This is a genomic window from Serratia odorifera (assembly GCF_041448735.1).
In the GTDB taxonomy this organism is placed as follows: Bacteria; Pseudomonadota; Gammaproteobacteria; order Enterobacterales; family Enterobacteriaceae; genus Serratia_F; species Serratia_F odorifera.
In genome coordinates this window covers 1-26,033 of the sequence record NZ_JBGMUT010000019.1, presented here as the reverse complement: position 1 = coordinate 26,033, position 26,033 = coordinate 1, and the positions used below count along the sequence as shown (strand labels likewise).

At 52.6% G+C, this 26,033-nt stretch carries 18 protein-coding genes and 3 pseudogenes; 3 read left to right on the top strand and 18 right to left on the bottom strand.

The window, feature by feature from the left end; all coding sequences use genetic code 11:
* Positions 1-78: 78 nt before the first annotated feature.
* Both ACCC84_RS22820 and ACCC84_RS22815 read left to right on the top strand, forming a co-directional pair.
* Positions 79-1,395 (top strand): IS4 family transposase, encoded by a 1,317-nt coding sequence (locus ACCC84_RS22820; protein ID WP_371902384.1) that lies wholly within the window; start codon positions 79-81, stop codon positions 1,393-1,395.
* Positions 1,396-1,403: 8 nt separating this feature from the next.
* A pseudogene (locus tag ACCC84_RS22815) lies at positions 1,404-1,499 on the top strand (helix-turn-helix domain-containing protein); the annotation flags it as partial.
* 50 nt (positions 1,500-1,549) lie between these two features.
* Here ACCC84_RS22815 and ACCC84_RS22810 read toward each other — a convergent pair.
* From ACCC84_RS22810 to ACCC84_RS22725, 18 genes and pseudogenes are all read right to left on the bottom strand, one after another.
* Positions 1,550-2,431 carry a Pvc16 family protein gene (locus tag ACCC84_RS22810; protein ID WP_371902383.1) on the bottom strand — a complete coding sequence of 294 codons (882 nt, stop codon included), beginning with the start codon at positions 2,429-2,431 and terminating at the stop codon, positions 1,550-1,552.
* 75 nt (positions 2,432-2,506) lie between these two features.
* Positions 2,507-4,597: an ATP-binding protein gene (locus tag ACCC84_RS22805; RefSeq protein WP_371902382.1), complete on the bottom strand. Its 2,091-nt coding sequence runs from the start codon at positions 4,595-4,597 to the stop codon at positions 2,507-2,509.
* A gap of 35 nt (positions 4,598-4,632) precedes the next feature.
* Positions 4,633-6,183: a contractile injection system tape measure protein gene (locus ACCC84_RS22800; protein ID WP_371902381.1), complete on the bottom strand. Its 1,551-nt coding sequence runs from the start codon at positions 6,181-6,183 to the stop codon at positions 4,633-4,635.
* A 618-nt stretch (positions 6,184-6,801) separates the two neighbouring features.
* Positions 6,802-8,055 (bottom strand): tail fiber protein, encoded by a 1,254-nt coding sequence (locus ACCC84_RS22795; protein ID WP_371902380.1) that lies wholly within the window; start codon positions 8,053-8,055, stop codon positions 6,802-6,804.
* A gap of 25 nt (positions 8,056-8,080) precedes the next feature.
* The gene (locus tag ACCC84_RS22790; protein ID WP_371902379.1) at positions 8,081-10,972 is read right to left on the bottom strand and encodes a baseplate wedge protein; all 2,892 of its coding nucleotides are present in this window, start codon (positions 10,970-10,972) and stop codon (positions 8,081-8,083) included.
* Positions 10,965-12,776 carry a baseplate J/gp47 family protein gene (locus tag ACCC84_RS22785; RefSeq protein WP_371902378.1) on the bottom strand — a complete coding sequence of 604 codons (1,812 nt, stop codon included), beginning with the start codon at positions 12,774-12,776 and terminating at the stop codon, positions 10,965-10,967. Before ACCC84_RS22785 ends, ACCC84_RS22790 begins: the two co-directional genes overlap by 8 nt.
* A gap of 76 nt (positions 12,777-12,852) precedes the next feature.
* Complete coding sequence (locus ACCC84_RS22780) at positions 12,853-13,275, bottom strand: contractile injection system spike tip protein (RefSeq protein ID WP_371902377.1); 423 nt, start codon at positions 13,273-13,275, stop codon at positions 12,853-12,855.
* Positions 13,272-13,691 carry a GPW/gp25 family protein gene (locus tag ACCC84_RS22775; protein WP_371902376.1) on the bottom strand — a complete coding sequence of 140 codons (420 nt, stop codon included), beginning with the start codon at positions 13,689-13,691 and terminating at the stop codon, positions 13,272-13,274. The genes ACCC84_RS22780 and ACCC84_RS22775 overlap by 4 nt, the downstream gene beginning before the upstream one ends.
* A 20-nt stretch (positions 13,692-13,711) precedes the next feature.
* Entirely contained in the window at positions 13,712-15,280 is a 1,569-nt protein-coding gene (locus ACCC84_RS22770) for a phage baseplate assembly protein V (RefSeq protein ID WP_371902375.1), read from the bottom strand.
* On the bottom strand, positions 15,277-15,966 hold the full coding sequence (locus ACCC84_RS22765) for a CIS tube protein (protein WP_371902374.1): 690 nt from the start codon (positions 15,964-15,966) through the stop codon (positions 15,277-15,279). The genes ACCC84_RS22770 and ACCC84_RS22765 overlap by 4 nt, the downstream gene beginning before the upstream one ends.
* Positions 15,963-16,130: a DUF5908 family protein gene (locus ACCC84_RS22760; protein WP_371902373.1), complete on the bottom strand. Its 168-nt coding sequence runs from the start codon at positions 16,128-16,130 to the stop codon at positions 15,963-15,965. The genes ACCC84_RS22765 and ACCC84_RS22760 overlap by 4 nt, the downstream gene beginning before the upstream one ends.
* Positions 16,127-16,579: a phage tail protein gene (locus ACCC84_RS22755; RefSeq protein ID WP_371902372.1), complete on the bottom strand. Its 453-nt coding sequence runs from the start codon at positions 16,577-16,579 to the stop codon at positions 16,127-16,129. Before ACCC84_RS22755 ends, ACCC84_RS22760 begins: the two co-directional genes overlap by 4 nt.
* 2 nt (positions 16,580-16,581) lie before the next feature.
* Positions 16,582-17,829, bottom strand: coding sequence for a phage tail sheath family protein (locus ACCC84_RS22750; protein ID WP_371902371.1), 1,248 nt, complete (start codon positions 17,827-17,829; stop codon positions 16,582-16,584).
* Between the two features lie 41 nt (positions 17,830-17,870).
* The gene (locus ACCC84_RS22745; RefSeq protein ID WP_371902370.1) at positions 17,871-19,211 is read right to left on the bottom strand and encodes a phage tail sheath family protein; all 1,341 of its coding nucleotides are present in this window, start codon (positions 19,209-19,211) and stop codon (positions 17,871-17,873) included.
* Between the two features lie 19 nt (positions 19,212-19,230).
* Positions 19,231-20,307, bottom strand: coding sequence for a phage tail sheath family protein (locus ACCC84_RS22740; protein ID WP_371902369.1), 1,077 nt, complete (start codon positions 20,305-20,307; stop codon positions 19,231-19,233).
* Positions 20,308-20,325: 18 nt separating this feature from the next.
* On the bottom strand, positions 20,326-20,775 hold the full coding sequence (locus tag ACCC84_RS22735) for a phage tail protein (protein ID WP_371902368.1): 450 nt from the start codon (positions 20,773-20,775) through the stop codon (positions 20,326-20,328).
* Between the two features lie 312 nt (positions 20,776-21,087).
* On the bottom strand, positions 21,088-23,628 hold the full coding sequence (locus ACCC84_RS22730) for a lytic polysaccharide monooxygenase (RefSeq protein WP_371902367.1): 2,541 nt from the start codon (positions 23,626-23,628) through the stop codon (positions 21,088-21,090).
* Between the two features lie 294 nt (positions 23,629-23,922).
* A pseudogene (locus ACCC84_RS22725) lies at positions 23,923-24,572 on the bottom strand (IS6 family transposase).
* Positions 24,573-25,273: 701 nt separating this feature from the next.
* Between ACCC84_RS22725 and ACCC84_RS22720 the strand changes: the two are divergent.
* Positions 25,274-25,781, top strand: a pseudogene (locus tag ACCC84_RS22720) (Mu transposase domain-containing protein); the annotation flags it as partial.
* Positions 25,782-26,033 lie beyond the last annotated feature (252 nt).

Here is a 26,033-nt window from a genome sequence, read left to right as displayed (position 1 = left end):
GGTTAAGCAAAATGATCGGTTGAACGATCCGGTGGATAGACGACAATAGCCTCATCAATTCTCTGATGGGGCTTTTTTATGCTTTCAACCTGGCTTGACGATACCCAGACCTGGGCTGAACCCGCTTCACTTTCCTGTTTTCAGCGTGCCATCCCCCTTGAGTGGATTTCTCAGGTTCTTGATTCCACGAATAAAGCCAGTATACGTAAACATAAACTCCCTGCAGAACTCGTGGTCTGGCTGATTGTGGGTATGGGCCTGTACCGCAACCGCTCCATCACGGACGTTGTGACAAAACTCGACCTCGTCCTGAGTTCGCAGGAAGGTGAGACACTCGCTGCCAGTTCCTTTGCCCAGGCACGCCAGCGGTTGAGCGATGAATCGCTTCAGGAGCTCTTCACCCTGACGGCCAGCCACTGGACTCAACAGGAAGATAAGGATGACCTCTGGCACGGACTGCGGCTGTTCGCCGTTGATGGCACGCTTTTTCGCACACCCGATACGCCCGAACTAGCAGACCATTTTGAGTACATAAAGCATCGTCCGGACAGACACACTGAATACCCGATGGTCAGGCTGTGCGCCATGATGTCACTGCGCAGCCGGTTGATCCATGACGTGAAATTCGGTCCGGCAAATACCGGCGAAATCAGTTACGCGAAGCAGTTATCGCCGCAGGCGAAAAGCCTGACGCTGTTTGACCGCTGCTATTTATCCGCAGAGTTACTGATTAACTGGCAACGCAGACAGAACGATGCGCACTGGTTGGTTCCCCTGAAGGGAAACACGAAGTACCGTGTAGTGGAAACGTTCGGAGAAGGAGACCATCTGGTGGAGATGCAGGTCTCACCGCAGGCCCGAAAACAGGACTGCTCGCTGCCTGAATACTGGCAGGCCCGGCTAATAGAATGTGGAGATGAATCAGGCAATTACAAAGGTTTTATCAGCTCTTTGACCGAGCCGGAGCTGTATCCGGTAGACTCGCTGCGTTATGTGTATCAGGAGCGGTGGAGCATAGAAAATGGCTACGGGGAGCTGAAACAGTTCCAGTTGAGTACAGCGACGTTGCTGCGCAGCCAGAAAGTGAGCGGTATTTACCAGGAAATCTGGGGTCTGTTGACGGCCTATAATCTGATCAGAATGGAGATGAGTCAGATAGCACGGGAAGCAAAAGTACCGCCGCTGCGGATAAGCTTCGTGATGGCGATGAGACTGATCCAGGATGAACTCATCTGGTGTTCACTGGGAAAACCAGGGACGCTCCCGATGAAGCTGAAGAAAATGCGGGAGAATGTGAAGCAATTTATCCTGCCAGAAAAGAGAAAACGGCCCAAAAAGAGGACCGTTCGAATCTCAAAAACCCAGTATCCCGTTCACTCAAAACATCTTAAGTGAATGGTATTATGCACAAGCGGGGAATGAGTATCTGGGCCATCGCCAGGGAACTCGGTATTTCGCGCAATACTGTCCGCAGCCACCTGAAAGCCAAATATGAAAAAGCAGCAGCGCAACTTTTGCTGACTTGCTACTGTTAACTCGTCACAGCCTTTTACATTCCCGTCAGTTCGGTTCTATCAACTGTGTTTATATAAATACGGTAGCTATCGGGCGTGACCACTGCAGCCTCATCTTTTTCCCATTCGTCAAAAACAGCGTTCATCGGAGCAAGATAATCTGTCCGTGTCATACCGGAAACCCGCAGCGCCACCCTGATTTCAGCCGCACTCCCTTTTGAAACGGCAACCGGCGAGACATCCAGATTAACGTGCGTCACCGCAAGACGGGCATCATAATCACCGCCCAGCGCCACCATTACTTGCTCCCGCAATACGTCGGAAATGGCCTGTGGAGAAACAGGCGCTTTTGGTTCAACTATGGTAGACAAGGATTTCACCGGGCTCACATCCTCGTAATTATCACTCAAACTAATCGGTACGGTGACACAATAGTTGAGCGAAAGACGCGGACGATTACCCAGCGATTGCCAGAAGTTACCCAGGCTGTTCAGGTTTTCTTTGGGCGGTATGACCTGCGTATAGGCTCCAGGAATATCGGCTAGCTGGCGGTTGTTAATCAACGCCGTCAGAACCTGGGACATGACCTTTATGGCCTGGTTGTCAGGCTGACTGTCCGGGTTGTTGGCATCCATGGCGGGGCTGTTTGATTCCCAATAGGTAATTAGGTAGTTGCACTTCACGTTGACCCAACCGTGTGAGAACCGACCCGCGCCGGCATTAAATCCGCGGGATTCAGCAGTACGCAGTTGCAAGTCTTCGTGGATATCATAAAGGAACACGCTTATCGCGGCGTCGGACTGCGTGGCATCCACATCCGGTAAATCAAAGCGGATTGCCACGTCCTCATTCACGTAGGCGCGCAGCATCTTATTCATCGCGTTATTCACGTCGACCAGAGTTTGATAATTAGACATGCTTGTTCCTATGAATTAATAGTACGTCATTACTGTCCATGATGCGTTATTGACATGGGATACTTATTCGGCGGATTAAATAGCCAGCCGCCCTGTTTTGGCAAGCTCGCGGGTTAATGCTGCGTCGATATGACTGTGATTAACCTCCCGATTATCACTTTCTTCGGCAAAGAAGGAGGCTAATAGAGCAATATTCCTGATGTTGGCACCAGTAATACTTGCACGCTTCGCTAATTTTTCAAAATCAACGTCCGGTGAGATTTTGATATTTTTCGGCCATATTTTTAGCCACATCTTATACCGCAACGTTTCATCCGGGTAACCAAATCTGGTGATAAAGGTAAAGCGTCGATTAAATGCGCTGTCGAGATGACTGCGGTTATTGGTGGATAAAATAACCAACCCAGGAAAACTCTCTAGCCGCTGTAACAGATAAGACACCTCAATATTGGCATGCCGGTCATGGGCATCCTTGGTTTCACTGCGCTTACCAAATAAGGCATCGGCCTCATCAAAGAACAAGATACCGGCGTCTTGCTCTGCCAGATTAAAGATACGGGAGAGGTTTTTCTCGGTTTCACCAATGTATTTATTGATCACCGTGGAGAGGTCAACCTTGATTAAATCAACCTCCAGGGTATGGGCTAGCACTTCCGCCGCCATAGTTTTCCCGGTTCCCGAGTCGCCGTAGAACAGCGCGCTAATCCCGACGCCATAGCCCACCTTATCCTTAAAACCCCCAGACAGGATTTTCTCCCGATAGCGAATGGCCGTCAACATCTCCTGGAGTTGTTGCAAGAGGTTCTCTGACACCAACAAGTCGTTTAATGTCCGCCTCGGCGTAATACGTTGCGCTAACGAGCCAAAATTCTGCTGGGTGCGTAAATTGAACGCCAGGCGAATATCACACTGTTGCAGAACATCCGCCGGGTCGCGTTGCTGTCGATACAGTTCGGCCTCTTGTACAATAAGCGGCAGACTTTCCGGGGTAAAGGTGTAGCGCTGGCTTAGACTGATTAAGTCCATATCCGCCGCACGACATTCAGGCAGGTAATCCCTGAGTAGGTGTGTTTTTTCCTCGTGTGTCAACACCGGCATCTCTGTCTGCAATGTGGGCGTCTTTTTCAGCCATAAAGGCGGGGCATAGGGTTCGACCAGGCACACTATCCTTAATCCCGGCTGGTTCAGTTGCTCAGATAACCTCTCCGGCAGTGAAGCACTTTTTTCCATCCGTGCCTGCAGGTTGCGGATCACCATGCCCGCTCCGCGCATACGGGCTTCGCGCATCAGACAGGTTAAATGCAGTAACAGAGCATCGTCATCACTCTCGGTGCACTTATCGATATCAACCTGTAGCGTCTGCCGGTTTTCAGAGGCAAAAATGCTCGACACAGCATGAGCTCTGGCGCTCCCCGGCATGCCGCGCAGCAACACCACGGGGCGCGGCTCAATATCGTCAGTCAGTAACACGCCGGCCAACGCGTGTTTCAGGTCGGCAGGATAAACGGGCAACGCTGGAGGGGAGGACCATTCAGCCCACGATGCTAACGCTGGCGCCAAATAATGATGCCCGAGTAAAAAATGGTACACACTGCTATCGGTCATAAAGCGGGTTTGATTCCATACCAGATTTTTTTTGTTCTCCTCAATTGTTAATAGCTGACAACGTATTAACGGCGCCTGATTCAGAAAACTGGCTTGCTGTTCCCTCCCCTCCCAGTCTGAAGGGCAAAATAGCGTTAGGGCCAATGAAAAACTGGGTAGTTGACTTTGCGTGCCCCCCTGGATCCAGGAAAACAGGTCACAATAGCGGCTGTCAAAATGGGGCAGCAATCCCAATAACAATGTGTCTCGTTCAAAGTCGGTGAGCTCGAAACGATTAATCAGGTCAGTTAAACCTTCCGCTAACAATGGATGCCCGTTTCCCGCCCGGTATACCGGCTGTGTGATATCGGCCCAGTGAGGTCTGCCGACGGGGTGTTGGATGCGTGCCTCAACTTCCTCTTCGCAAAGCAGAAACGTGTTAAAAACCTCGTGACGAGGTGAATGGAGATAATAATAGTACTGTAATAGCAGATCGATACGCTCCAGCTCACTAAACAATATCGATAACTGGCAATCACCCTGCGGAATAAACACGGGTGGAAAAGCGGAAGAAAGCGTCATATTGATATCCGATCAAAAGAGAAAGTAGCAGCTGTTTATCCTGTGAAGCCGTTTAGCGGCCAGACGATGGCCAGTGGCTGTTCAGTCCACGGGAAAGACGCCAACGTCATTGGCCACGGCCAGTCTCTGAGTAAGAAATCATAGGGTTCCGGCCATACACTGATTTGGGGGACTGCCCCTTCCATGCCGATCTCACCTGCCCGTTGCAAGAACAATTGCCGAATGTCGGTCAGACTCAATTTTTGCCAACCGGGAATTTGTTGGCCGATAGCGACCAGCCAGTCGTCAATCTGTTGCAATTGCAACAGACTCAGCGGTATCGGCGGCGGTACGGCTGTTGAGCAAGACACCCCACATAATATCTGATTCAACGTCAACCGGCCCTCCGTCGGGCTAGCTTCCCCCCAAACCAGTATGTCAAGACCGTACACTGCCTGCCACTGCGCCGCATCGCTGACAAACTGCTCTTCCTCCCACAGACCCAACTGGGAAAATAACTGAGGCAAAAGCGGCCACAACAGGAGTAAACCGGCGTTACTGATACCCTTACTCGACGAACGTGGCTCATTCGGCGAGCGGAAACCTCTTTTCCTTGACGACATCGTGCCTCGTGATGTTGCTGACATTTCCTCGCTCTGTGGCAACGTAGCATGATCTCGCAATAACGCAGCCTGATGAAGATCGGTATGCCCACCTTGTTCCTCCCGCATGGCATCATCCTGCCGTTGTAAACAGCGGCTCAGATAAGCATCAATCTGCCGTACACCTTGCCCGCCTTTCAGGCGTTGTATCACCTGGCGCACGACGGGTTGTCGCCATAATGGCAACAACCAACGCATCACCAACAATGGGGGATATGCCCGTTGCTCGGGCAATGTGCTGTTGGAAGATCGATTGCCAGTCAGTAACAGCGCAAGCTGTTCAGGTGGAATTTCCCCCCTAGCAATGGCCTTTGCCCAATCCGTCACTTGATTGGCGGTGATAGCGTGCTGACTCATCAGCCAATCATGCCCCTGTTGGCTTTTGAGTAAGTACCATACAGCGGCTATCGACAACCGACTGGCTGTCACCCGGCCATACCAAAATACCGGCAGCATTTTCGGGGATTGCCATGTTCCCTCAAGTAACAACTTCAGCAATCGCTGAAGCTGATACGCTGGGCTATCTTTTAACAATGTTTTAAATACCGAAGGAGTCAAACAACAAAGTGCAAACTGGAATAACCCTTCGTCATCAAGGTGATGGGCTCTAAGTAATACGTTACTTTCACTTTCATCGGATTGCGGCATTGTCACCACGTGATGACCAACGGTTGACTCTTTCTCGCGGGCAAGGCGTTCTGCAAATGCCTGTTTCAGTCGAGGGATAAATAACGTGTCAATTAGCGCCGCAGGAATGTCATCTAATTTAAGCACCCACTTATCAGACTTCATTACTTCCACAATACCGATTTCTTGCACAACCTGAGAGAGTGTTTTTTTGATAACATCCGCACTCAGAACATGTGAATACAATAATTCCTCTCCGAGAATTCGATGAGACGCTTTTATTTTAAAATGCACACTACCTACAATAAAATGCGTCATAATTAAATCCTATTGTCCGGATAAAATGAAGAGATTAAGTGACTGCATAAGCCAAAGTAGTGAGACCAGAGCCAATCGCCAAACAGATAATTAAATGGTTCACAACTCTTATCTGTAGCGACAGCGACTCTGGGGTTACTTCACCAGAATGCTAAATGAGCAGCCCCTGTTAATTCTCAGCGTCAGCCTACCTGGCAACTTGACCGTTAGCCTCAAACTAGTCATCAGTCAATCGCCTTTGTGGCATGGTCAAGGATAACCCCTCCGGCAGTGGCTCATCGGCAGGGACTCCGGATAGCGATGCCATAGCGGCAACACTCAGAGCTGTCATACTCCTCGATAGTTAACCTCCACTTACGAAACGTTATAAAGATAATATTAAATCACCCGTAACGCACCACCCCCTGATAAAATATCAGCATCAAGAGGAATAATAGGATTTTCTGTGACTAGATAGTTTTCATTTCGGCGAAACCCCAAATGTCATTGTTCGTACTTGCAGCGCAAATGTGATAAAAATGATTTTCACCGAATACATAGCGCCACCGTAATCAAGCAATCTGGCTTTGTAACACCCGGCAAAACTGCATGTCGATCCATCATTCTAAAAAAACACATTTATTTCTTCATGATAAATATTAATGCATAATAAGGGGGGACAGCACTGAATGTGTGTGAGTGAGGGTTTGCTGCTAAAGTTGCTGAGTGTGTATGCCCCTGCCCACCCCCGGTACTTTGTGTTTGCCCTATAACTGTACCATTGACATAATTTGAGCTCCAACTGTTACCATTATAATTTCTTGTCGAATAATTCCTGTATATGTAGTCATGCGAATGCGAGGGGATTTGGTTTATACTTAATTTTGTCTCATGAACTGTCACACTTCCCGTTACTGTTGCATTGCCAGTTGTTGTAGTCCCATCCCCCTTCCCTTGATATTTAGTCCCTGCCATAACAATAAATCGATCACGTAAATCTGGCGTCCCATTCTGCCCATCACAAATCGCCCACCCAATCGGTATTTCAGCCGTGGTGCCAGCAAACATCATCACCATACCTCTATGGAAGGTTTGTTCAGGCACTATCTTCAAACCATTAGTCTCATCAGCACTCAAACCACTATTGTTGGCAAGCTTGATACTCACGCCACGTGTATTGATTTGAATACCATCCCCCGCGTCTACGGACAATCCATTCGCCGTTAAATTTAATCCGCCGCCACTACCAAACGTGGCACCATCTGTACCATGCCCTTCTCCACCGTTAGTGTTAGCGCCTTTCGCCAGTTTTACGTTTACGCCGCTACTATTCACCGTGACGCCATTCCCGGCTATAACACTGATACCGGAGCTACTAACTTGCACCCCCTTATTTGCTTCGACCTTGATAGCAACGCCATCACTATCAACCTTAAGCCCCTTATTTTTATCTACTTTGACCCAAATCCCTTGATTATCGTGTTCAAGCCCCCAATTGGGGTAAAGTTTTACACCAATACCGGTAGCGCTTACTTGCATTCCCTTTCGTTCATCAACCATGACCGCCACACCATTGTTGTCGACGAAAATCCCTTTCACCGTGTTGGGTTTTAATTCCAGACGGCCCATAGAAAGAGTAAACCCATTTGCCGGCCCGGTTTGCCCCTCGCCCCCTCCCACCGCCTGGCGCCCCATATTGGCCAGATCAATCAAATCCGCAAAGTCCGTCTGCAGCGGAATACTGCCCGCCTTAAAGCGCGCCTTCAGCGCTGCGACCTGGGGCAAGACTCTGCTTTTTGGCACACTGTCACGTGTCGTGTTCGTTGTTCCTGTTAAGGTTGTCGGGGTATTCACCGGGGTTTCCGCGTTGTTCTTCGGGGTTTTATCCGTCATTTTGCTCTCCAGATTCGTCATGATTTTACAGGGTGGTTGGCACGTCTTGCGGCACGTAAAACAGCTCTTCTCGAAGGATGACATCTTCGTTCCACTGGCTGCCATCACCGACAACTTCGTCACGCTGCGCCTCGGTGGCGATGCGCATCAGGCCGATGTCCAGTTGAGTAACAGGGAGATGCCCCAGTGTCAGCATCTGCATCAGCGCAAAGGCATCATCGCCCAGCGGCATGCCGTTGTTTTGCCAGCGCGCATAGGTCGCCCCAAAGTTTTTAAAGGTGGCGTCATCAAGCCAGTGATTAATCAGGGATACGTGGGCAGGGAACTCCGACATAATGCTTTCCTGTACCCAGGTAACCAACTGCTCAGGCACAATATTGGGGCTCTCTATCAGACGGCGATTGAGCACTGCGCTGACTACAAATGAAAACCGGTCTGTCGTCGCATAGTTCGCGTGGCTAAACGCCCACTGGTAACGATAACTGGCCTCCTCTGAGGGAAAATCTGTTTCACTATTGGCCGCTTTTTCGATAAGTAACGTGCCCGCTATCGGGTCGACTTCTTTCACGGTCGCCGCAAGCTGCCAGTCCGTATCCACCGTAGCAGTGCGGTAGACTTTCGCCCCCGGCTGGGAAAACTGCAGGCCGGCAGGGCGTATGACAATGGCATCACCGACGCTGACCATGGCAGGGTATGGGCTTTGTGTGTTGCTCGCCAGTAAACGTAGCTGTTGATTGGACGGTTGCAGTTTAGCCTCAGCATAGTTCAGCCGGTAATCCATATCCTGCAGCCAGACATTGCTGTTTTGCCAGCGCAGGTTGTGACTCGCCCAGGCCGCCTCAAGCCGTGACAGGGTGTTGTGCAGTTGCTGACTGTTTTCCGTGCTGACGGTAAAACTGTCCCCCTCGGTCTCGATAACCAACAGCCGGCTGACATGCAGTCGACTGTCCCTTTCAATCGCAATCAGGTCGATAAGTTGCCCCTGGACCACCTTGCCGGCACTGTCCTCCTGCGTCAGGGTAACGTGAGGTTCGTCGATGCTAAACCCTGTTGGGGTCTGTTCACTGTCAAAGGTGCTGTCCGGGGTCTGGGGCAGCAGCTGACGATGCTCAATCAGGTAAAACGGCAGCTGACTTAGGTCTGGATTATCCACAAAGCAAATGCTGTCGAGACCGATGCGCGCCGCAATACGCTTTTGCAGGGCGGAGACCTGGTCAATACGGATATTGATGCGGTCATAGCCCAAGGCGGGTTGCTGCGCCAGATACGCCCGCTGCGTCGCCAGAAAATCCGGCAAATCCAGCGTCAGCGGCAAGGCGGCCCGCTGGGTGCCAAAATACCCCAGCAGATACTGAAGAAAATCCAGTTCGCGGGCAAAATTGGCCCCAACAGATTGCTTACCCTGCGTGAGGATAGCCGCATCCTGCTGCGCAATCACTTCCAGCGTTTTCGCGTAGGGCTGATGAATAGCCTGTTGCACCATCGCATTCGTATAGGGCCAGCGGGTCCCCCGAATGGCGTCGCCTCGGTCTTTAAATGCCAGTAAGGTCGGCAGCTGCGCTAGCTCTGCCGTACCGTCGGCCAGCAGCTGGTCGACAGGCAGCAGAAACTGATGCACCGCGCGCGTCGGACCGTCAATCACGGCATCGGGCTGCTGCAAGGCATAGCATTCGGGCAGGCGCTCCCCGACAGGAATATAAAGCGTCTGATCACGAAAGCGGCCCGCGGGTAACACCGTGGGCGTCGTGACAATCAGGTCTGCCTGCGTCAGGTAGCGCGCCATCGCCTCACTGTTCAGCGCGTTGTGAATACCGCCTTTCGACACCAGGGTTAACGGACTATCGTCACCCGCCAGCAGCTCCAGCGGCGCCGCCCCCCACGGCAAGGGGTAATAACCGTCAGCCACCTGCCAGCGCCAACTGTCCCCTGTAACGGCCGTAATGTGCCCATCGCCGGTATCGACCGACAAGGTGCTCAGGCTGGCCACGCCGGGGATAGCCAGCAGCAGGTTCACCAGCGGACCGAGGTTGAGGACGTATCCCCCTAAGGTAATCTGCGAGGGTGCCGTTTGCTGCCAGCCGTGTTGCAACCTCGGCCCCTCGAAGATGACGTCATCGGCGTCACCGAGCGCACGCCGTTGTTCGGTGGTATAACGGGCGACCATTGGGCACAAAAACGCGTCTGTGACCCGATAGATGTTTGCTGCCACCTGATTGATGTCGCTGATGTTATCGGCCAGCTCAATCGTCATACGCGGGCTAAAGGTCGCCGGTTGCAGCCAGGTAATGTGCGACACCACCTCCCCAAGATTACGGTGCTCCGTGAGAAATGTAGCCAGGTGTTGTTCCACCTTCGCCCTGTTTTCTGGGGAAAGAAGCTGGGTATAACGAGTCGGGATTACCGACAGCCAGGTATTACCTCGCAGAGTCAGTTTCGTCGTATCACTGGTGTCTAAAGGCTTGCGGAAACTGTATTCGCGCTTCTCCGCGTTATACCACCAATGGAAACGGCATTCTTCAGGCTCTTTAATCAGGCTGACATCGCTGAATAAAAAATCCTGCTCGGGGATATCCAGTATGTCAATATCGCTGCTGTGCAAGTCCAGTAAAGCCCTGCGATAATCATCTGTCGTCACCGTATTGCAGGTGAGCACCTGTTCAGGACCAAATTCTTCCGGGAACAACGTGCTCTGGTCTTGACGGGTCAGCAGATCGTTCAGCGGCAGGGACGCGCGGTAACTGAGGTCAGAACAGTTCCAGATCGCGGACTGTAACAGGGTTACGCCCGGATCGTGATCGCCGGTATCCGTCCAGATCTCGCCACTGAGCGCAGTGACTTTCTCGAGAGCCTGTTGCCACAGCGCATCAAACGCAATCGCGTCTTTCACCTCCGGGAACAGAGCGTTTTCTTTAGACATGGGTCTCTCCTTCCGGGCACAAAATCAGGACCTCATCATCCCTGGCGGTGACGGTGCTTTGTTTTTTCGCCGATGTGGGGTTGCCCGTTTCATCAATAACGTCGTGAATGAGGACTAGCGCGTTCACGGACTGCACCAGTGGTGACTGTTGCAGCGTAGCCAGCAGTTGGTAGTAGTCCACCTGATTGCCCGGCGTGACCGCCTGGCGCCGATCGGTGGCCCAGGGCATATAGTCGCGTTGCAACTGTGCCGCGAGCTGACGATAACCATAATCAGGATGAATACCCGCCACGAACGTCACCCGATAGCGGGCCGTCACATCGATATATTTCGGGTTCTTGAGCTCGGGTTCAGCCCACAGCGAGGTGTACTGCGCCAGCCATTGCGCCATCCGGCTCAACCTTCCGTCACTGAGCGCCGGGCGCAGCGCGTCATCGTTATCGCCATAACGGCCGTCAGGAATAACCATCAGCGATTGCACCTCAGGTGCCGGCAGACGACTCAGTTTGTCCACATCGGGGAAACGGACATCAAAAATCTCTGGGTAGTGTTCCATCAGCAAGCTGCGCATATTGCTCCAGGTGACCGCCCGTTGCCGGTGGGATATCCGGGTCGCGGCACGCTGCAACATCGCCGCCTCCGTTTCCCGTGGCTGCCCCCGCACCGAAGGCAGGGGCTGGCGAACGTCGCTGATGGCGGCAACCGGCGTCACAAGCTGGCTGATCGTGTTGGCCGGCAACGGCTGGGAAAAATGGCTATCATCAATCGCCTGCGCCATATTTAGGGTCGCGGTCATCGCACTGGCCAGCACAGCCTGCAGTTTCGGCATTGCTTCTGACGGCAGGACGCTTCCGTCGGCCAGCGTGCCTTTTATCCAATAATACCCGGCCTCAAGCGGTTCGTCGCCCTGCGGCAGACAGCCCCCCGGCTGACTGTCCGCCGGCAGCCGCGCCTGCCACAGGTTGCTGACGGACAAACCCGCCGTATCGTCCTGCAGCTCAGCATCCAGCGAGGCCCATTCGCCTTTATCATTGTAATACCACCAAGTAACATCGAGCGCCGATGAGGCGCTCACAGACCAATAAACCGACAGAGTGTCCTGCGCAGACGTCCCGCTGACTCCCAGATAAAGCACGAGGGCTTTCTCTTTGGTATCCGTCCCACCCCCTGTTTCAGTAAAAAGACGCTGCCCCTCAGCCGGTAGCGTAACGCCAGTTGCGCTGTCGATGGCGGTATACCGTTTCCACGTCTCGCCAACCGGAGCCGTCCAGCACAGTAGTTCCAGTTGCTGGCCGGTGATCAGCAGACTGTCGTCAGTTTGATAGGTGATGCTGTTCCCGGCGCTGTCCTGGCCGCCATCCAGCAGGCTGCCGGCGGGCAACACATACGGGGCCGAATTTTTTTGCAGCGTAAAGCTCACCGCCACGCTGTCCGGCTGCGGGACTCGAGGGGAAAAGCCCAATAAATCACGATAGTAAAGTGAACGGTGCCGAGCCGGCAACGTGTTCAGCAGGACTCTGGGTGTTTCGAGCAGATGCAGCAACGCCAGCAGAAACGTCTGCTGCACCGGCAGCTTTTTCTCTGCTAGATCAGGGCGTTGATAGATGTCTCTTAGCTCTTGCGGCGTACGGCCAGCCATCCAGAACGGTTCCCAGTCAGCGCCGTCATGGCCGGCAAACGGCACGTTTTCGGTGTAGTTGGCCACCAGTTTGAGCAGCTCCCCCACGGTCCGTGGCTCCAGCAGGAAGGTCTGGTCGGTTAATACGCTGCCCAATCTCTGTTTCAGTTGCTCCAGGTCAGACATGATGTTGTCCATTGGTTATGTGATGATAAAGAAGACACGCAGGGGCCCGTTTTCGCCGCATCGGCAGCACAATGGCTCACCCGGCGGTGACAAACGACTGGCTGTTGATAAATGTCCCAACCCCAGTGACAGCACTTAGATCTGTATCCGGTTTTCCTTGCGGATCCTGGGCCGGTGTTGTGGGTTGAAATTGCGTCGTAAACTGGCTGCCGACCACAATCATCGGTGTCGGCGTCGTCACAAAATCAGCCAGCTGATCGGACGCCAACTGTTTGATGGTGAGCGTCCCTTTTCCCGGGGAGGCGACAAAAGGAGGTTTGATATAGTCAACGGTAAAGGAGACCTGCTTTTCATCCCCGACAATGCAGACCTTTTTCCCCTCGATTCTGGCTTCACCGCTGCCGCTGATCCGTGGCTGGGGCGGAGGCGTAATCGTAATAGCACCAAACTGTGGGTTGAATGTCAGCGCGTCGCCGTCGATGACCACCAAGTTGCTCATAATAACCTCAGCGTCTGGCCGTCATGGATATTCAGCGTCCCGTCCACCGTCTCGACCAGACCCGTGCCCGACAGGGACACGGTGATCTGCACCCGCAGACGGCTCGCGTCCTGTGTCCCCGGCTGAATAATGACGTCCTTGAGCAGCGCCCGGGGTTCATGGCGCAGAATGCTCTCTTCGATGCGGTTGTGGATGTTGGCCAGCAGTTCATCGGTGATATTCTCAAAGATGAAATCATGCATGCCCGCGCCATAGCTCTCACGCATAATGCGTTCGCCCGGCTCCGTCATAAACAGCACGCGCAGACTCTGCATCACCGCCTCAACGCCCGCCGTCAGGGACACGCCGTCGGGTTCAAACCGCGGGGGAAATGCCCAGCATTGCCCCAGTGTCGCTGTCAAAATTTCGTTACTCATGGCAATCTCACCGTAATAGGTTATTTTTTCATGTTAATTTTCGCGCTGGTGATCTCCACCTGCTGCTTGCCCGCGATCGACAGGTTACCATCGGCCTGCAGTTGCAGGGCGTTCGGCGTATGCAGGGCAATGTCACCCTCGCCGGTTAAGGTGAGCGCATTGTCACCGGCCATCAGCGTCAACGTTTTCTCCTCAGTGTCAATCATCAGGGCCTGTGTCTGGTCGGCCTGACTCACGATCACCCCCTTACGGTTGTTCTTTTCAGCCGGTGGGAACGGCGCAGTATTTTTCGGGTTGTGCATCGCCCCCAGGATGATCGGGTAACGCGGGTCGCTGTCGATAAACCCCACCACCACTTCATCACCGGGCTCTGGGTAAAAACAGAATCCACTCGCTTTACTGGCCCACGGCTTACTCAGACGGGCAAAAATCAGCGAGTCGGGCAGATTCAGGGCCGGAAGATGCAGGGCGATCCGATCCAGATGCTGGGGATCGGCGGTAAAAGCCGCTACCGTGCCAATATGCAGCGACCGCACCGGTGGCGCGGGCTCCAGCATGGACGCCGGCAGCCCCATTACCAGCTCACTGCGCCAGCCGTGCTCAGTATCAAACAGCTGATTGACCCCGCTCAGTATCGCCGTGCCGTCCAGCCCCGCCCCAAAGCCGCTCAGGGTGATGCTCTCGCCCGCCACGAAGTCCCGGGTCCCCGCCAGCACAATGTGGCCCTGTACGCCGGTCATCTGTTGATAGTTCAGCCAGGAGCTCGACAGGGCTTGCAGCGTCGTTTCAGGCAGCATGCTGAACGCCAGGGCGTAGTCTTGCCGCCCGGCGGAAGCCTGAGCGACCTGCCTCTCAGGCTTCCAGGGACGAAACGCGCCGGCCGCGCTTTTTTGCGCCGGCGTGAGCTTTTGTGCGGCAATATCCCACCCCTGCAGTGACAGACTGTCCGGCGTAAAGCGGTTATCAAAACTCAAATTGATTTCATACAGCGTATAGTCGTGGCCGTCGCGAGTCAGCCGCCGTGAGGCCGTCGCCGCGTCGGACAGCGGGCGGATCACCACCGCGTCGCTGGCGGCATCGGGTAGCAGCCAGCAGTTGGTCGACAGCAGCCGGCTGCGAATAAACTGCCAGTCACTGAGGCGAAACTGGATCAGCTGATCGTGTTTGCTGCTCAGCTGCGCCGCCGCTTTTTGCGTCACTTTCACCCCCGCCGACTGCAGCAGCCCCTTCAGAACGGTATTGTCATCCTGCTGACGGAATACCCGGCTCTGGGGCAAAAACGTCAGTTTCTGCAACGCGTGGCGCGCCTCCAGCCGCACGGACCAGTCTTTCCCCTTCAACTGCATCTTCTTTTGCACAAGATAACCGTCGAAAAGCGGTTTTTTATCCAGTGCAATCACCACGCGGGCACCCAGGGTAAAACGACTGACTTCGCGTTTTACCGCGTTATCTGCTGCGCCATGATTATCCGTGAGAATACGCAGCTCCAACTGCGCCTGCGGGATCTCATTGATCAGCTGCTGTACTCGCAAACGGCGGATCCCCAATGTGCTCGGCTTGCCCGCAATGTCCAGGGTGATGTGGCTCATGCCTCCCCCCCTTTCTTCGCCCGCAGCAGGTCTCCGGACTGAAAATCATCGAGATTATCCAAATCGTTATCCCAGGCCAGCGATAACGGATCGACGCTGCTGGCCAGCGCCCCGCTGGCGCTCAGCGCCAGTAACGGCAACGAAGCCAGATCCGGTACGCTAACCAGTGCACGATCGGGGGCGTTTTGCGCCTTAAGGGATTGCTGAATAACAAAGCTCTCATCCGCCACCAGACTTAACCGCACGGTGGCCCGTAGCGGCGTGGCGTCACGGTCAAACAGCGTGTAGGTGACCGATAAATCGCGGGCGCGGCCGGTAAACCACCCTTTATTCGCCCAGCGCATTTTTCCCCAGGTGATGCGCAAGAAGTAAGGTGACTCGGTGGCCGCATCCACGGCGCAAAGGGATTTCAGCATCGCCAACTGCGTCTCTATCGGGGTGGTATTCCCGGGCATCTGGCTGTCGAACAACAAGGTGAGATTGAGGCCGGCCGGCTCGGAAATCACATAGCGGTTGCTTTGCGACGCCGTGTTGATAGTGTCTTCGGTGTCAAACTGCGTCTTATAATCCAGCTGAATATTCTCTGGGTTATACATCGCGCTCATGCTGCCCGCAGGGATTTTCCCTTCGCGATCTTTCCAAGCGTTGAGGGTCAGCTTTGACAGCCCCCGTTCAAGTAAGCTCACTGACGCCCCCTTTCAAGCAGCTGTTCCAGCACCTCTTGTTTAATCCTCTCCACCCACCGCTCGTCGTCCCACTCACGGTGCTGCGCAAACGGCAAGGACGGAGCAGGAGGGGCCGGCTCGGTAACCTCAACCTGGACGATCAACTCACGAATTTCGACGGTCATAGTTTTATCCCCAGCATGCGCATATCCTGGTAGCGCAGCTCAAGTGTGTTGATGAGCACCTGGTTACTGCCGGCATCCAAATCGCCCATCTGCCAGCGCACCGGCAGGGCATGGCTCAGCGTCCAAGTGGTCACCGGTAATGAAAGCTCGTTCAGCAACATGATCACCACGTTGGCCCACTGCGTGCTTTCCCGGCGTAACACGCGGTCAAACTGCAACGTCAGGGGGGAGGCATTCATCACGCCTCGCTCCAGCACCAGGCTACCGTGATCCATCTGCTCGGCCAGCCAGAGGTTGCGTGCATTTTCGCCTCCTTCCCGGTGCTGGCTCACTGCCAGCGTGCGCGACAACCCGGAGACGCGCTGGAACGCGATGTCAAACGGACTGGGAATGTTATTAAATAAAAAATTGACGAGAAAACGGTGGGATACCGCGGGTGTACTCATCATGATTATCCTCCGATTTGCGCGCTGGCAGTGCCGTCACGCAGATCCAGCGTCAGGCTGACAGCAATAAATTCCGCGGGAGCCAACAGCGCCAGACGGACCTGCAGGATCATCTTCCCCTGGTGAATATCGTCTTGCGTCATGGTTTCATCCAGCCCGATACTGAGCGAAAAGGCCTCATTTTCCACCGTGCCAAAAAAGGCTCCGGCCAGCCATTGCTGACGCAACCACGTCCAGACCTGGCCCTTTAATTTCATCCAGGTCGGGGCCGTATTCGGCTCAAACAGATAAGCGCGCGCCAGTTTGCTCAGGTAGTTCTCCACGCTGCTGACCAGCAAACGAGTCTGGATATAACGCCAGGCCGTGTTCTCCTCATTGAGCAAGGTCCGGCATCCCCATAGGCGCACGCCTTTCCCGACAAAACTGCGGATCAGGTTGCAGGACACTCCCTGGTTATCCAGCAATGCCTGAGACGTCAGGATACTTCGGGTGGGGCGACGGGTTTTGGCCAACGGTAGGTTGGCCGGCGCCTTCCAGACCCCGTTATCGTGGGCGCTGCGCTGAATAGCCGCCGCGACGGCCGGCAGGGGGGACAACACCACGGGTGCAGACGCCTCATCTTCGTAACTGGTTTCCAGCCGTGGCCACCAGGCCGCCCCGCGCTGGCACAGGTCTGCGGAAAAAGACTGCCCGGTCAGCGCCACCGCCTGCGCCGGGGAGTCCGGTAACTCCAGCAGCGCAAAGCGCTGCGGGACCTGACGACACAGCGTCAGTAACGCGTGCCAGCCCTGATACCACAGGGCATCGACGTCAACCTCAGCCGTGTACGTTCCCTCGGCAGAAAGTGAGGACGACCTCACCGCATTGAGTTCACTCAGCTCCGGTACCAGGACCAGGCCGGTCTTGTCATCCGCTAACAGCGTCTCCAGCATCTGCGGCGTCTGCAATGCAGCAATCAGCGCATGCAGACGCGCGGCCGGTTCTTCCTGCCCTGGCCCGAGGGGCAGCACGTAGCACTGTCGTCCGCCGTTCTCAAAGAAGTGGCGCAGGGAATACGCCAGCGTCCCACGCTGTCCAAAGAGACTGCTCGCCTGTGTCAATGATCCCACGCTGACGGGCTGCATCGCCGTGACCGGTATCGCCACATCAGGAAGGGTATAACCAATAAACAGGGGCATCGTCACCGGATCGTCGTCTGACCCTTGCGTTAACAGTGTTTCATCGTACGAAACCCCAGGAAGAACCATTGCCATCACAGTATCCTTATAATATAAAGAGTCGGAAAAGGGAGCCTTTACTGAGACATGTCCTGAGTAAACTTGAGGATGATGAACTCGGCCGGGCGCACGGCGGCCATCCCCACCTGAACGATCATTTGCCCCTGGTTAATCTCGTCTTGTGTCATGGTGATACCCTTACCGACGCGCACAAAATACGCCTCTTCCGCCTTATTGCCGGCCAATGCGCCCTGTTGCCACAGGCGGTAAAGGTAGTGTTCAATCGCTGCCTGCACCCGTTTCCAGGTCGGCTGGCTGTTGGGTTCAAACACCATGGGCTGCAGGGCCTTTTTGATGTCACGCTCTGCCGCATCGAACAGGCGGCGCACAGGGATATAGCGCCAGTCATCATCATTTTTCTGTGTGCGGCTGCCCCATACGACCAGCCCGCGATCACTGAAGTGACGAATGACGTTGATGCCTTTCGGGTTCAGCTCCGCCTGTTGCTCACGGGTGACCCGGACGCTGACATCGCTGACGCCATTGAGCACCACGTTCGCCGGCGCTTTCCATACCCCGCGTTCACCGTCTGTCTTGTTGTACACCCCCGCCATCACAGCGGAAGGCGGAAGCGACAGCGGGACATTTCGTTTTTCGGCGAGGGCTTTATCAATCTCACCGGCAAAGTCAGCGTTCGCTTTACGAAGGTCGGCCAGCGTGGCGATGGTCGTTCCACTCCCGTGGATATAGCCGGTAACAGCAACCTGGTTGTCATCCAGCGTCCGGGTGTAAGGCATCACCAGGTTCGGGTAATACACCGCCACCTGGGCAGAATTACTGACCGCACCGGGCGCCTCACCGTTGACGCTGTCGGCCATCAGGAAGTACCCTTTGTGCTCACCCAGTGATGCAGCCAGCGCACCATACACCGCCGTGCGGTAAGCCTCATCGGGCTCCGGACAGGCCAGCAGAGTGATCCCCCCCACCTCATCGATAAGGCCCGGCAACGCGGCCAGTTTGTCGCTATCTTCTGCCTTTTCCAGCGGAAAGAGATGGCACGGACCGCCGCCGTTCTGGAAATAGAGCCGCAGGGCGACGGAGGCTGTATGGTCCACGAGCTCAGTATTTGCAATCTGGTAGGTATATACCGCTTCCATATTCAGTGCGTCGGGTTCAGGAAGCGGTGCATCCTCCATTGACGTCACGGTGACATTGGCGGAAGAAGGCACGCTGCTGTCAAACAGGGTGGTGTAGTCCAGCCAACTGCCGATGCGGGTGATCACGCCCGCCGACTCTGTCTTGAGATGGGTAAAACGCGCGACAAATAACGGCACGGCGGTCGCTCCCGCGCTCACCGACATCGCCGGCGAGGCATCTTCTTCAATATAAACACCCGGTACAGTTGTATCTGTAGGCATGTTCTTTTCCTTCAGTGAATTATTGCGCGATATCCTGGCTGAACTGCAGGATGATGAATTCTGCCGGGCGAACCGCGGCCAGACCGATTTTGATGATCATCTTCCCCTGATTGATCTCTTCCTGAGTCATGGTGAGATCTTTGCCGACCTGAACAAACCAGGCGTCAGCGGGGGAATTACCGGCCAGCGCGCCCTGCTGCCACAGCCCGTGCAGATAACTGTCTACGGCGGCCTTGACGCGTTGCCAGGTCGGCTGGCTGTTGGGTTCAAATACCAGTTTATTCAGATTTTTTTGAATATCCCGCTCAACCGCGTTGAACAGGCGGCGAACCGGGATATAGCGCCAGTTATCGTTGTCCTCCAGCGTTCGGGCACCCCACACCACGGTGCCCTGGCCCGGGAACGTACGGATCATGTTCAGCGCCTTGCCCTGGTTATACGTGCCCTGAAAATCATCGCTGACGGCGTACATCGGGGTTACGCCATTCACGGCCTGGTTGGCTGGCGCTTTCCACACGCCACGCGTACGGTCGGTTTGGGCAATGGCGGCCGCGGCGATGGCACTCGGCGGCACCGCATCACCCGATGCCAGGGTGCACCACGGGTAAAACACCGCGCCAAACGGGGAAGTAGGATACGCGTCCATGACCTCATCGGGCTTATCTGTACCGGTAATTTTGTCTTTCGGGCCGTCAAACAGGCCAAAAATACGGTATCCCTGACTCACCACCCTGTTGAACGCATCATAAATAGGGGTAGCCGTCGTGGTACCCGTCCCTGCGGCAACAATCAGCGTAATATCATCGTATTGCGCCACCGCGTCGGCGATACTGGTCTCGTTCACCAGATAACATTTACCGCCACCGTGCATAAACCACAGGCCCAGGCTGGTATAAAATGCGTCTTTCAGCGGCGTAGGGTACGCGGTGGTAAATTCCGCCCAGTTGCGGAAAACCTGAATCGGTTTATTCGTGACGGCCGCACTTTGACTGTTATGCGCAAACAGGGGTACGGCGGTGGCGGCACTGTTGACCGAAAAGCTCGATACGGCATCTTCACTGAGATAAACGCCGGGGTAAGTGGTTGTCACTGTCATGGCAACATGTCCTCTTGATTAGGCAGTCTGAATGGTCACGCGATCGGCCATGAGCGTGATTTGCTGTACCGCGATTTCGTTACTGGTCGCATCAAATGACGGGGAAGTCAGGGAGGTTGGGAAGGCGTTGCTCACATTCCAGCTGACCAACACTTCCGTGCCGGCTTCATTGGTCAGGCTGATCATGATGTCTTTCTTTTCAACCTGATTAAGTTGAATGGAATTAATCCACTCATACATCGCATTTTTGCCCGGAAATACCCCTTTGCTCAGCGTAATGTTAGGCACCTGTCGCTGGCCGGGCATTTTGTACGAATTGCCAGTCCCGTCCCGGTATTCAATGGTGTCAAAATTAATGTCCAGACCGGAGGCGCTGGTAAACGGCACCTGTTCATCGCCCAGGGTCACAATAAAGCGATAGGTCGGAATGGGGTATTGCACTGCAATGTCGTTTGCGGTAATAGGCATGAATTCAATCCTTATGTTTACAATGGACAATGAGCGAAAATAACCATTGTGGTTATTTGCATGAAAAAACTTAATCAATTTTGGATTTGCAGTTACCACCATGACTTACATCAGATGTCTTACCATCTACATAACTCGTCCAATGGACGTAATTTATTTCATGGAAACCTCTATTTATGCGTCACGCCTAGGTAAAAATATATAAATTATCCAAACCGATTAGAAAATAATGTCAGGCAGCATCATAAATACCGTTAACCACCTGACGATTTCTTAATGAAATAATACTCAGAAAATTATATTTCAATTACCTCAGGCAGTTTCTCTCCATAAAGTTTCAGCCACACTCGGTGCCCATTGAGGCACATAGGCAGTATGACCTTGCAGGCAAATCCACTTTTTCCCTTGGTAGCTAACCTTTTTACCAGTTGGATAGTATGTACCTAGTTTCCATTCAGGATACTGGCTACTTCCATTATCTTCATTCGAGGATGTTGTCACTGAAAGCACATTAGATGGAGCTGAAAGTTGCGCCTGAGTATCAAAAGCGACAACGAAATAACGATAAACAGTTCCAGCCTTTAAGGCGCTGTCGTCATAAGTTAGTTGAGCGACACTTGTACGAGCGATTTCATTACCATCACGGTAAATAATATACCCAGCCAGTGTACCATTGCTTGTCGCTCCTCCCCACATCAACTTCACAGTATCAACGGTAATCCCCATACTATGCAAATGTGATGGTTGCGTTGGTGGTGTACCCGGGATAATCACGTCACTAGTTCTGACAGTAATCGCTTGACTCAGTGCCGATTCGGTACCTTCTTCATTAAGAGTGCTCACAGCATAACTGTAAGCTGTATTTTGGCTCAATCCACTGTCAATAAAGGTTAGGTCTGTAACTTGCCCAATTGGATTGCCATCGCGGTATAGGCGGTAGGCGAAAGCCTGAGTCACCGCAGCATTCCATTTCAGTGTGATGCTACTGGCCGTAATGCTATTGGCTCGTAGACCATCTGGCGCAACCGGGTCAACATCACTGCCGTTATTGTTATCGCTGAAATCTAGATCAATGACGTGGTAAAAAGCATTACCGGTATTCGCCACTTCCCAAACGGCCAGCAGAACGTGGTAACCTGAACGCTGTGGCAACATCACATTATGTTCAGTAGGCTGTGGTGGGGTCAGTGTTGCTCCATGACTCCAATATGGCTGTTCAGTCAACTCTACTTTATAGAATGGCTTATCCTCAAACTGCGCGCGGCTCAGTGGTAGGTTTGGATTCCAATCTTTTCGGGTGATAAAGTAATTCCAGCGGCGGGTTGAATGGGGAGCAGAATAATACCAGGAGATTTTTAACATCTCGGCAGACATCACGTTATGCTTTGGCCAATGTGTACCTGCATTATCCAGAAAATTACCGTTCCCTTGGTTCGCGCTAGCAATTTTGCCATCTGGCGGCGGCAAAAAATTTGTCACGTCACTAGGAGCGACGATGTCTGTCAAGCCACTGTCCAGAGCAGGGAAAAACTTGCCGCATTCGCGTTGATTCAACATTCCCGTATCGATTTTACCTTCCTGCCATGCAATATAGGCGCGTGAAGCCGGAGAAAAAACGTGGCCATGACGGGGCTGTGAGCTAGATTTTCGAGCGCTAATTTTATCTGAAGAACATTTTTCCACGGTTATTTTTCCTTTACGGTTATTATCAATGACAGATGAACGCCACAGTGAAGTAGCTACATTCGGTGCCCAATAACTATTTGAGTCATGAACCATCAGACATCTCCACACCGAAGAGTCCCAGTGAACCATGTCGTCGTCATAATAACGCTTACCAGTGGTCCACTGCGGATACTCTGGCTCTGGCTCTGGCTCTGGCTCTGTACCATCACCAGCAAGATATCCATAGCGGTTAATAAACTCCCATGCATACGCCTCGCCACTATTGTTGAAGCCAGCATCCCAGTTAATTGACCAGGTCATCAAACCGAGAATATCCTGACCCACCGCTTTCAGTCTCGCCAAGGCATTATAAACATTCTGCGGGTCAATAACGTACCCTGTGGCTGCAGCATCATTATTGGATGGCAGACCTATAATAAATTTATCATGCGGTATTTTTATAAACCCACGAGTACCAGTGACCAGACTCTCGGTCAGATAGTAAAGAAAATCTTCTTTCAATACATCATTATTCTGAGCAATCCAACCGATACCTTCCACATAAACACCGTCACCACCCTGATTATAAAATTGCGGGGCGATATAATCGTAATAACCTTCCAGACTTTCAATATAGGTATTATACTCACGCCCTTTCGCAAGATAAGGAAACTCAGGCGCCATGCTGATAATAAAATTTTTATTCAAAGGAATGAAATGATTCTTAACTATTTTCAGAGCAGAAGGAATAACAGTTTGATTATTAGCAGCGGTAATCGCAGCCTGCTCAAGGTCAATATCCAACCCATCAAAATCGTACTGTTCAGTCAGCGCAATTATACGGTTTGCCAGCGCGACTTCGTCCCCGTTCCGTAGTTCAATATGCGCATCTGCACCACCAAGTGAAATAAGTACTTTACGCCCCTGAAGATGAGCCAGGTCGACCTCACGGCGGAATTCAGATGCAGTACCTTTATACGGTTTAAAGTTAGGGATGTGATCATCACTATCCAATACCTTCATAAATGCAACGACAATAACGTTATAATTTATGGGAATTTCCGACAAGCGCATTTCAGTAAAACGCCCTTGTTTATAACCCTGACCTGGCTCCGGGGACCAATTATGCCAAAAACCCATAACAATCTTACCGTTACCACTTAATAATTCCTGTGTTTTTCTAGACATAACCACTCCTGCGTTGTTAGATAACTGATTGACATTGCTGACATCTCCTCTTTTCACCAAATTTAATCAATACAAAAATAAAAATAAGGAGGGGTGAAAAAAAATAAATCACTAACTCGTAAAATTTAATATCTGAAATTATTAATTAACATCTCTCATCTAAATAAACCGCTCGGTAAATTACAGCTTTCAAATGGGAGTCTAAACAGTTCTCCTAAGTTAATGGCATAGCGTCATTTGAATATCACTGTTGCAAATATAAGTATGGCCGGACCTCTTCTTAATGATGAAGTCCTACATTTCAAAGACTCTGCTGACCAGGCGCACTTCGCCTAGGGGATAACAATAATAAAATGCTGAGGCCTGGCCTTTGCGTAGTACTCGCATCACCTCAATACCTTTGATTGTGGCGTAAACTGTCTTCATGGATTTAAATCACAGCGTGGCGCTGATTATCCGTTTCAGCTTGCTATGATCGCATTCAATCACGTTGTTCCGGTATTTTATCTGCCGCTGTTCTACATCAGACGGACACGGGCCCTCTCGTTTCAATAACCCCAGCGCACGATCAAAGGTGGAGGCTTGCGGGGTGAGAGATTGCCAACCTTTCACCTTGTTTAAAAACTTACCCAAAAATCGATGGTGCGGCCTCTGCTGTCAACAGCGCGGTACCGATAAACCCATCGGCCATTCACTTTTATATAAGTTTCATCAAGATGCCAGGAGCAGAACCGGGAAGGGTTACGCCAATACCACCACAGTCGCTTTTCCATTTCGAGTACATAGTGCTGAACCCAGCGGCAAAGCGTGGTGTGGTCTACATTGATGCCACGTTCAGCCAGCATCTCCTGTAACTCACGGTAACTGAGACCGTATTTACAGTACCAGTGTACCGCCCACAGAATAATGCCCTGGCTAAAATGACAGCTTTTGAATGGATTCATGTGCAGTCCCTTTAGCGAAACGTGACGATGAGTTTATCACCTACTGATTTTTGCAACAGTGCCATAAATCAGTAGGTTGGGATGAGATAGATGCTGCCCACTGTTTTTGCTTCAACGGTCATATTTCGCTCCTTCTATCTTTCACATTCTGCACTATGATTTACGCAGCGGTTCGTTATCGCGACGCCGCTTCTCACCTCGACGGGCATCACAACACATCAATATCATTTTAGATTGCCTGCCTTCTTTCTACTCCGTGTTGCGTGTAACCCCTGCGGGAAAGCCAACACAACGCTACCGCCCTCACGCTCAATGCATGTGTCAAAGTGGCCTTACTGCAACAATAAGGCTAGGTGGTGTTTTCGTTAACGTGGGGGGGTTGAAATTTGGAATATTCTGTTGTTTTTAGAAGTCAGGAATCGTCAAGCATTTTGGGGAAACAGGGGAGATACGTGTTACCGGGCGGCGGCTGTCATTCCCAATGCTGCTGGGAAAGATGTCATAGCTCCCTTTGCCTGCCGCGCGTTAGTATCGTACGGGGGAAGATCATAAGTTTGTCTTTCGATGGAAAAAACTTAGCAAATACGTTTATTACCTTTCAACATTACGGCATAATATTCTATTATTTATCAGTAAAAAGGATTTCTGCATTACCAAAACTGGAGTTGCAAAGCCAAACTGCAGTGGTTCTGTTGTATGAAGAAGTGGTGTTCAACTCTGGGTTCCTGCTGCTGGCTGACCACTATGACTTCCTGGCAGGGGCCTGTCGCCCGCTCAGGGCCAGAACCAAAGGTAAGGTGGAGCGGATGGTGAAATATCCCAAGGAGAACGTCTTCGTCCGGTACCGCAGGTTCGACAGCTTCGCCCATGTTAACAACAGTTGGAGCAGTGGATGGCTGACGTTGCTGATAAACAGGAGCTTCGCCAGTTTAGACAGGCGCTGGAACAGGAGCATCTGCAGCCGTTGCCGGATACGGACTCCGATACCAGTTACTCGACATCCGGCATGTGTCTTGGGACCGCTATATCGAGGTTGGCGGCAATCGTTACGGTGTTCCCGAAACCCTGAGTGGGCAGCCGGTCTCGATACGAATATCGCTGAATGATGAGCTGCGGATCTACAGTAATGAACAACAGGTGGCATCGCACCGGCTCTGTTCAGCATCATCAGGCTGGCAGACTGTGCCGGAACACCATGCCCCACTCTAGCAGCAAGTCAGCATGGCGGTACACCGCCTCCTGAGTACCTATGAGGAGCTGCTGTGATGCATGAACTTGGAGCGCTGCTGACAAGAAAATGGGAAACAAAAACTAAACACTGGAAGGTCTGTCCTGACGATGCCTTAACATAGTAAAACGTCTCGCCAGTACATAATGTGCACTTATCCTACCCACGTAATGTGGACACGGCCCTAAGCGAGGTTTTGGTTTTCAAACTGTTCCGGGCTAAGACCGCCACAG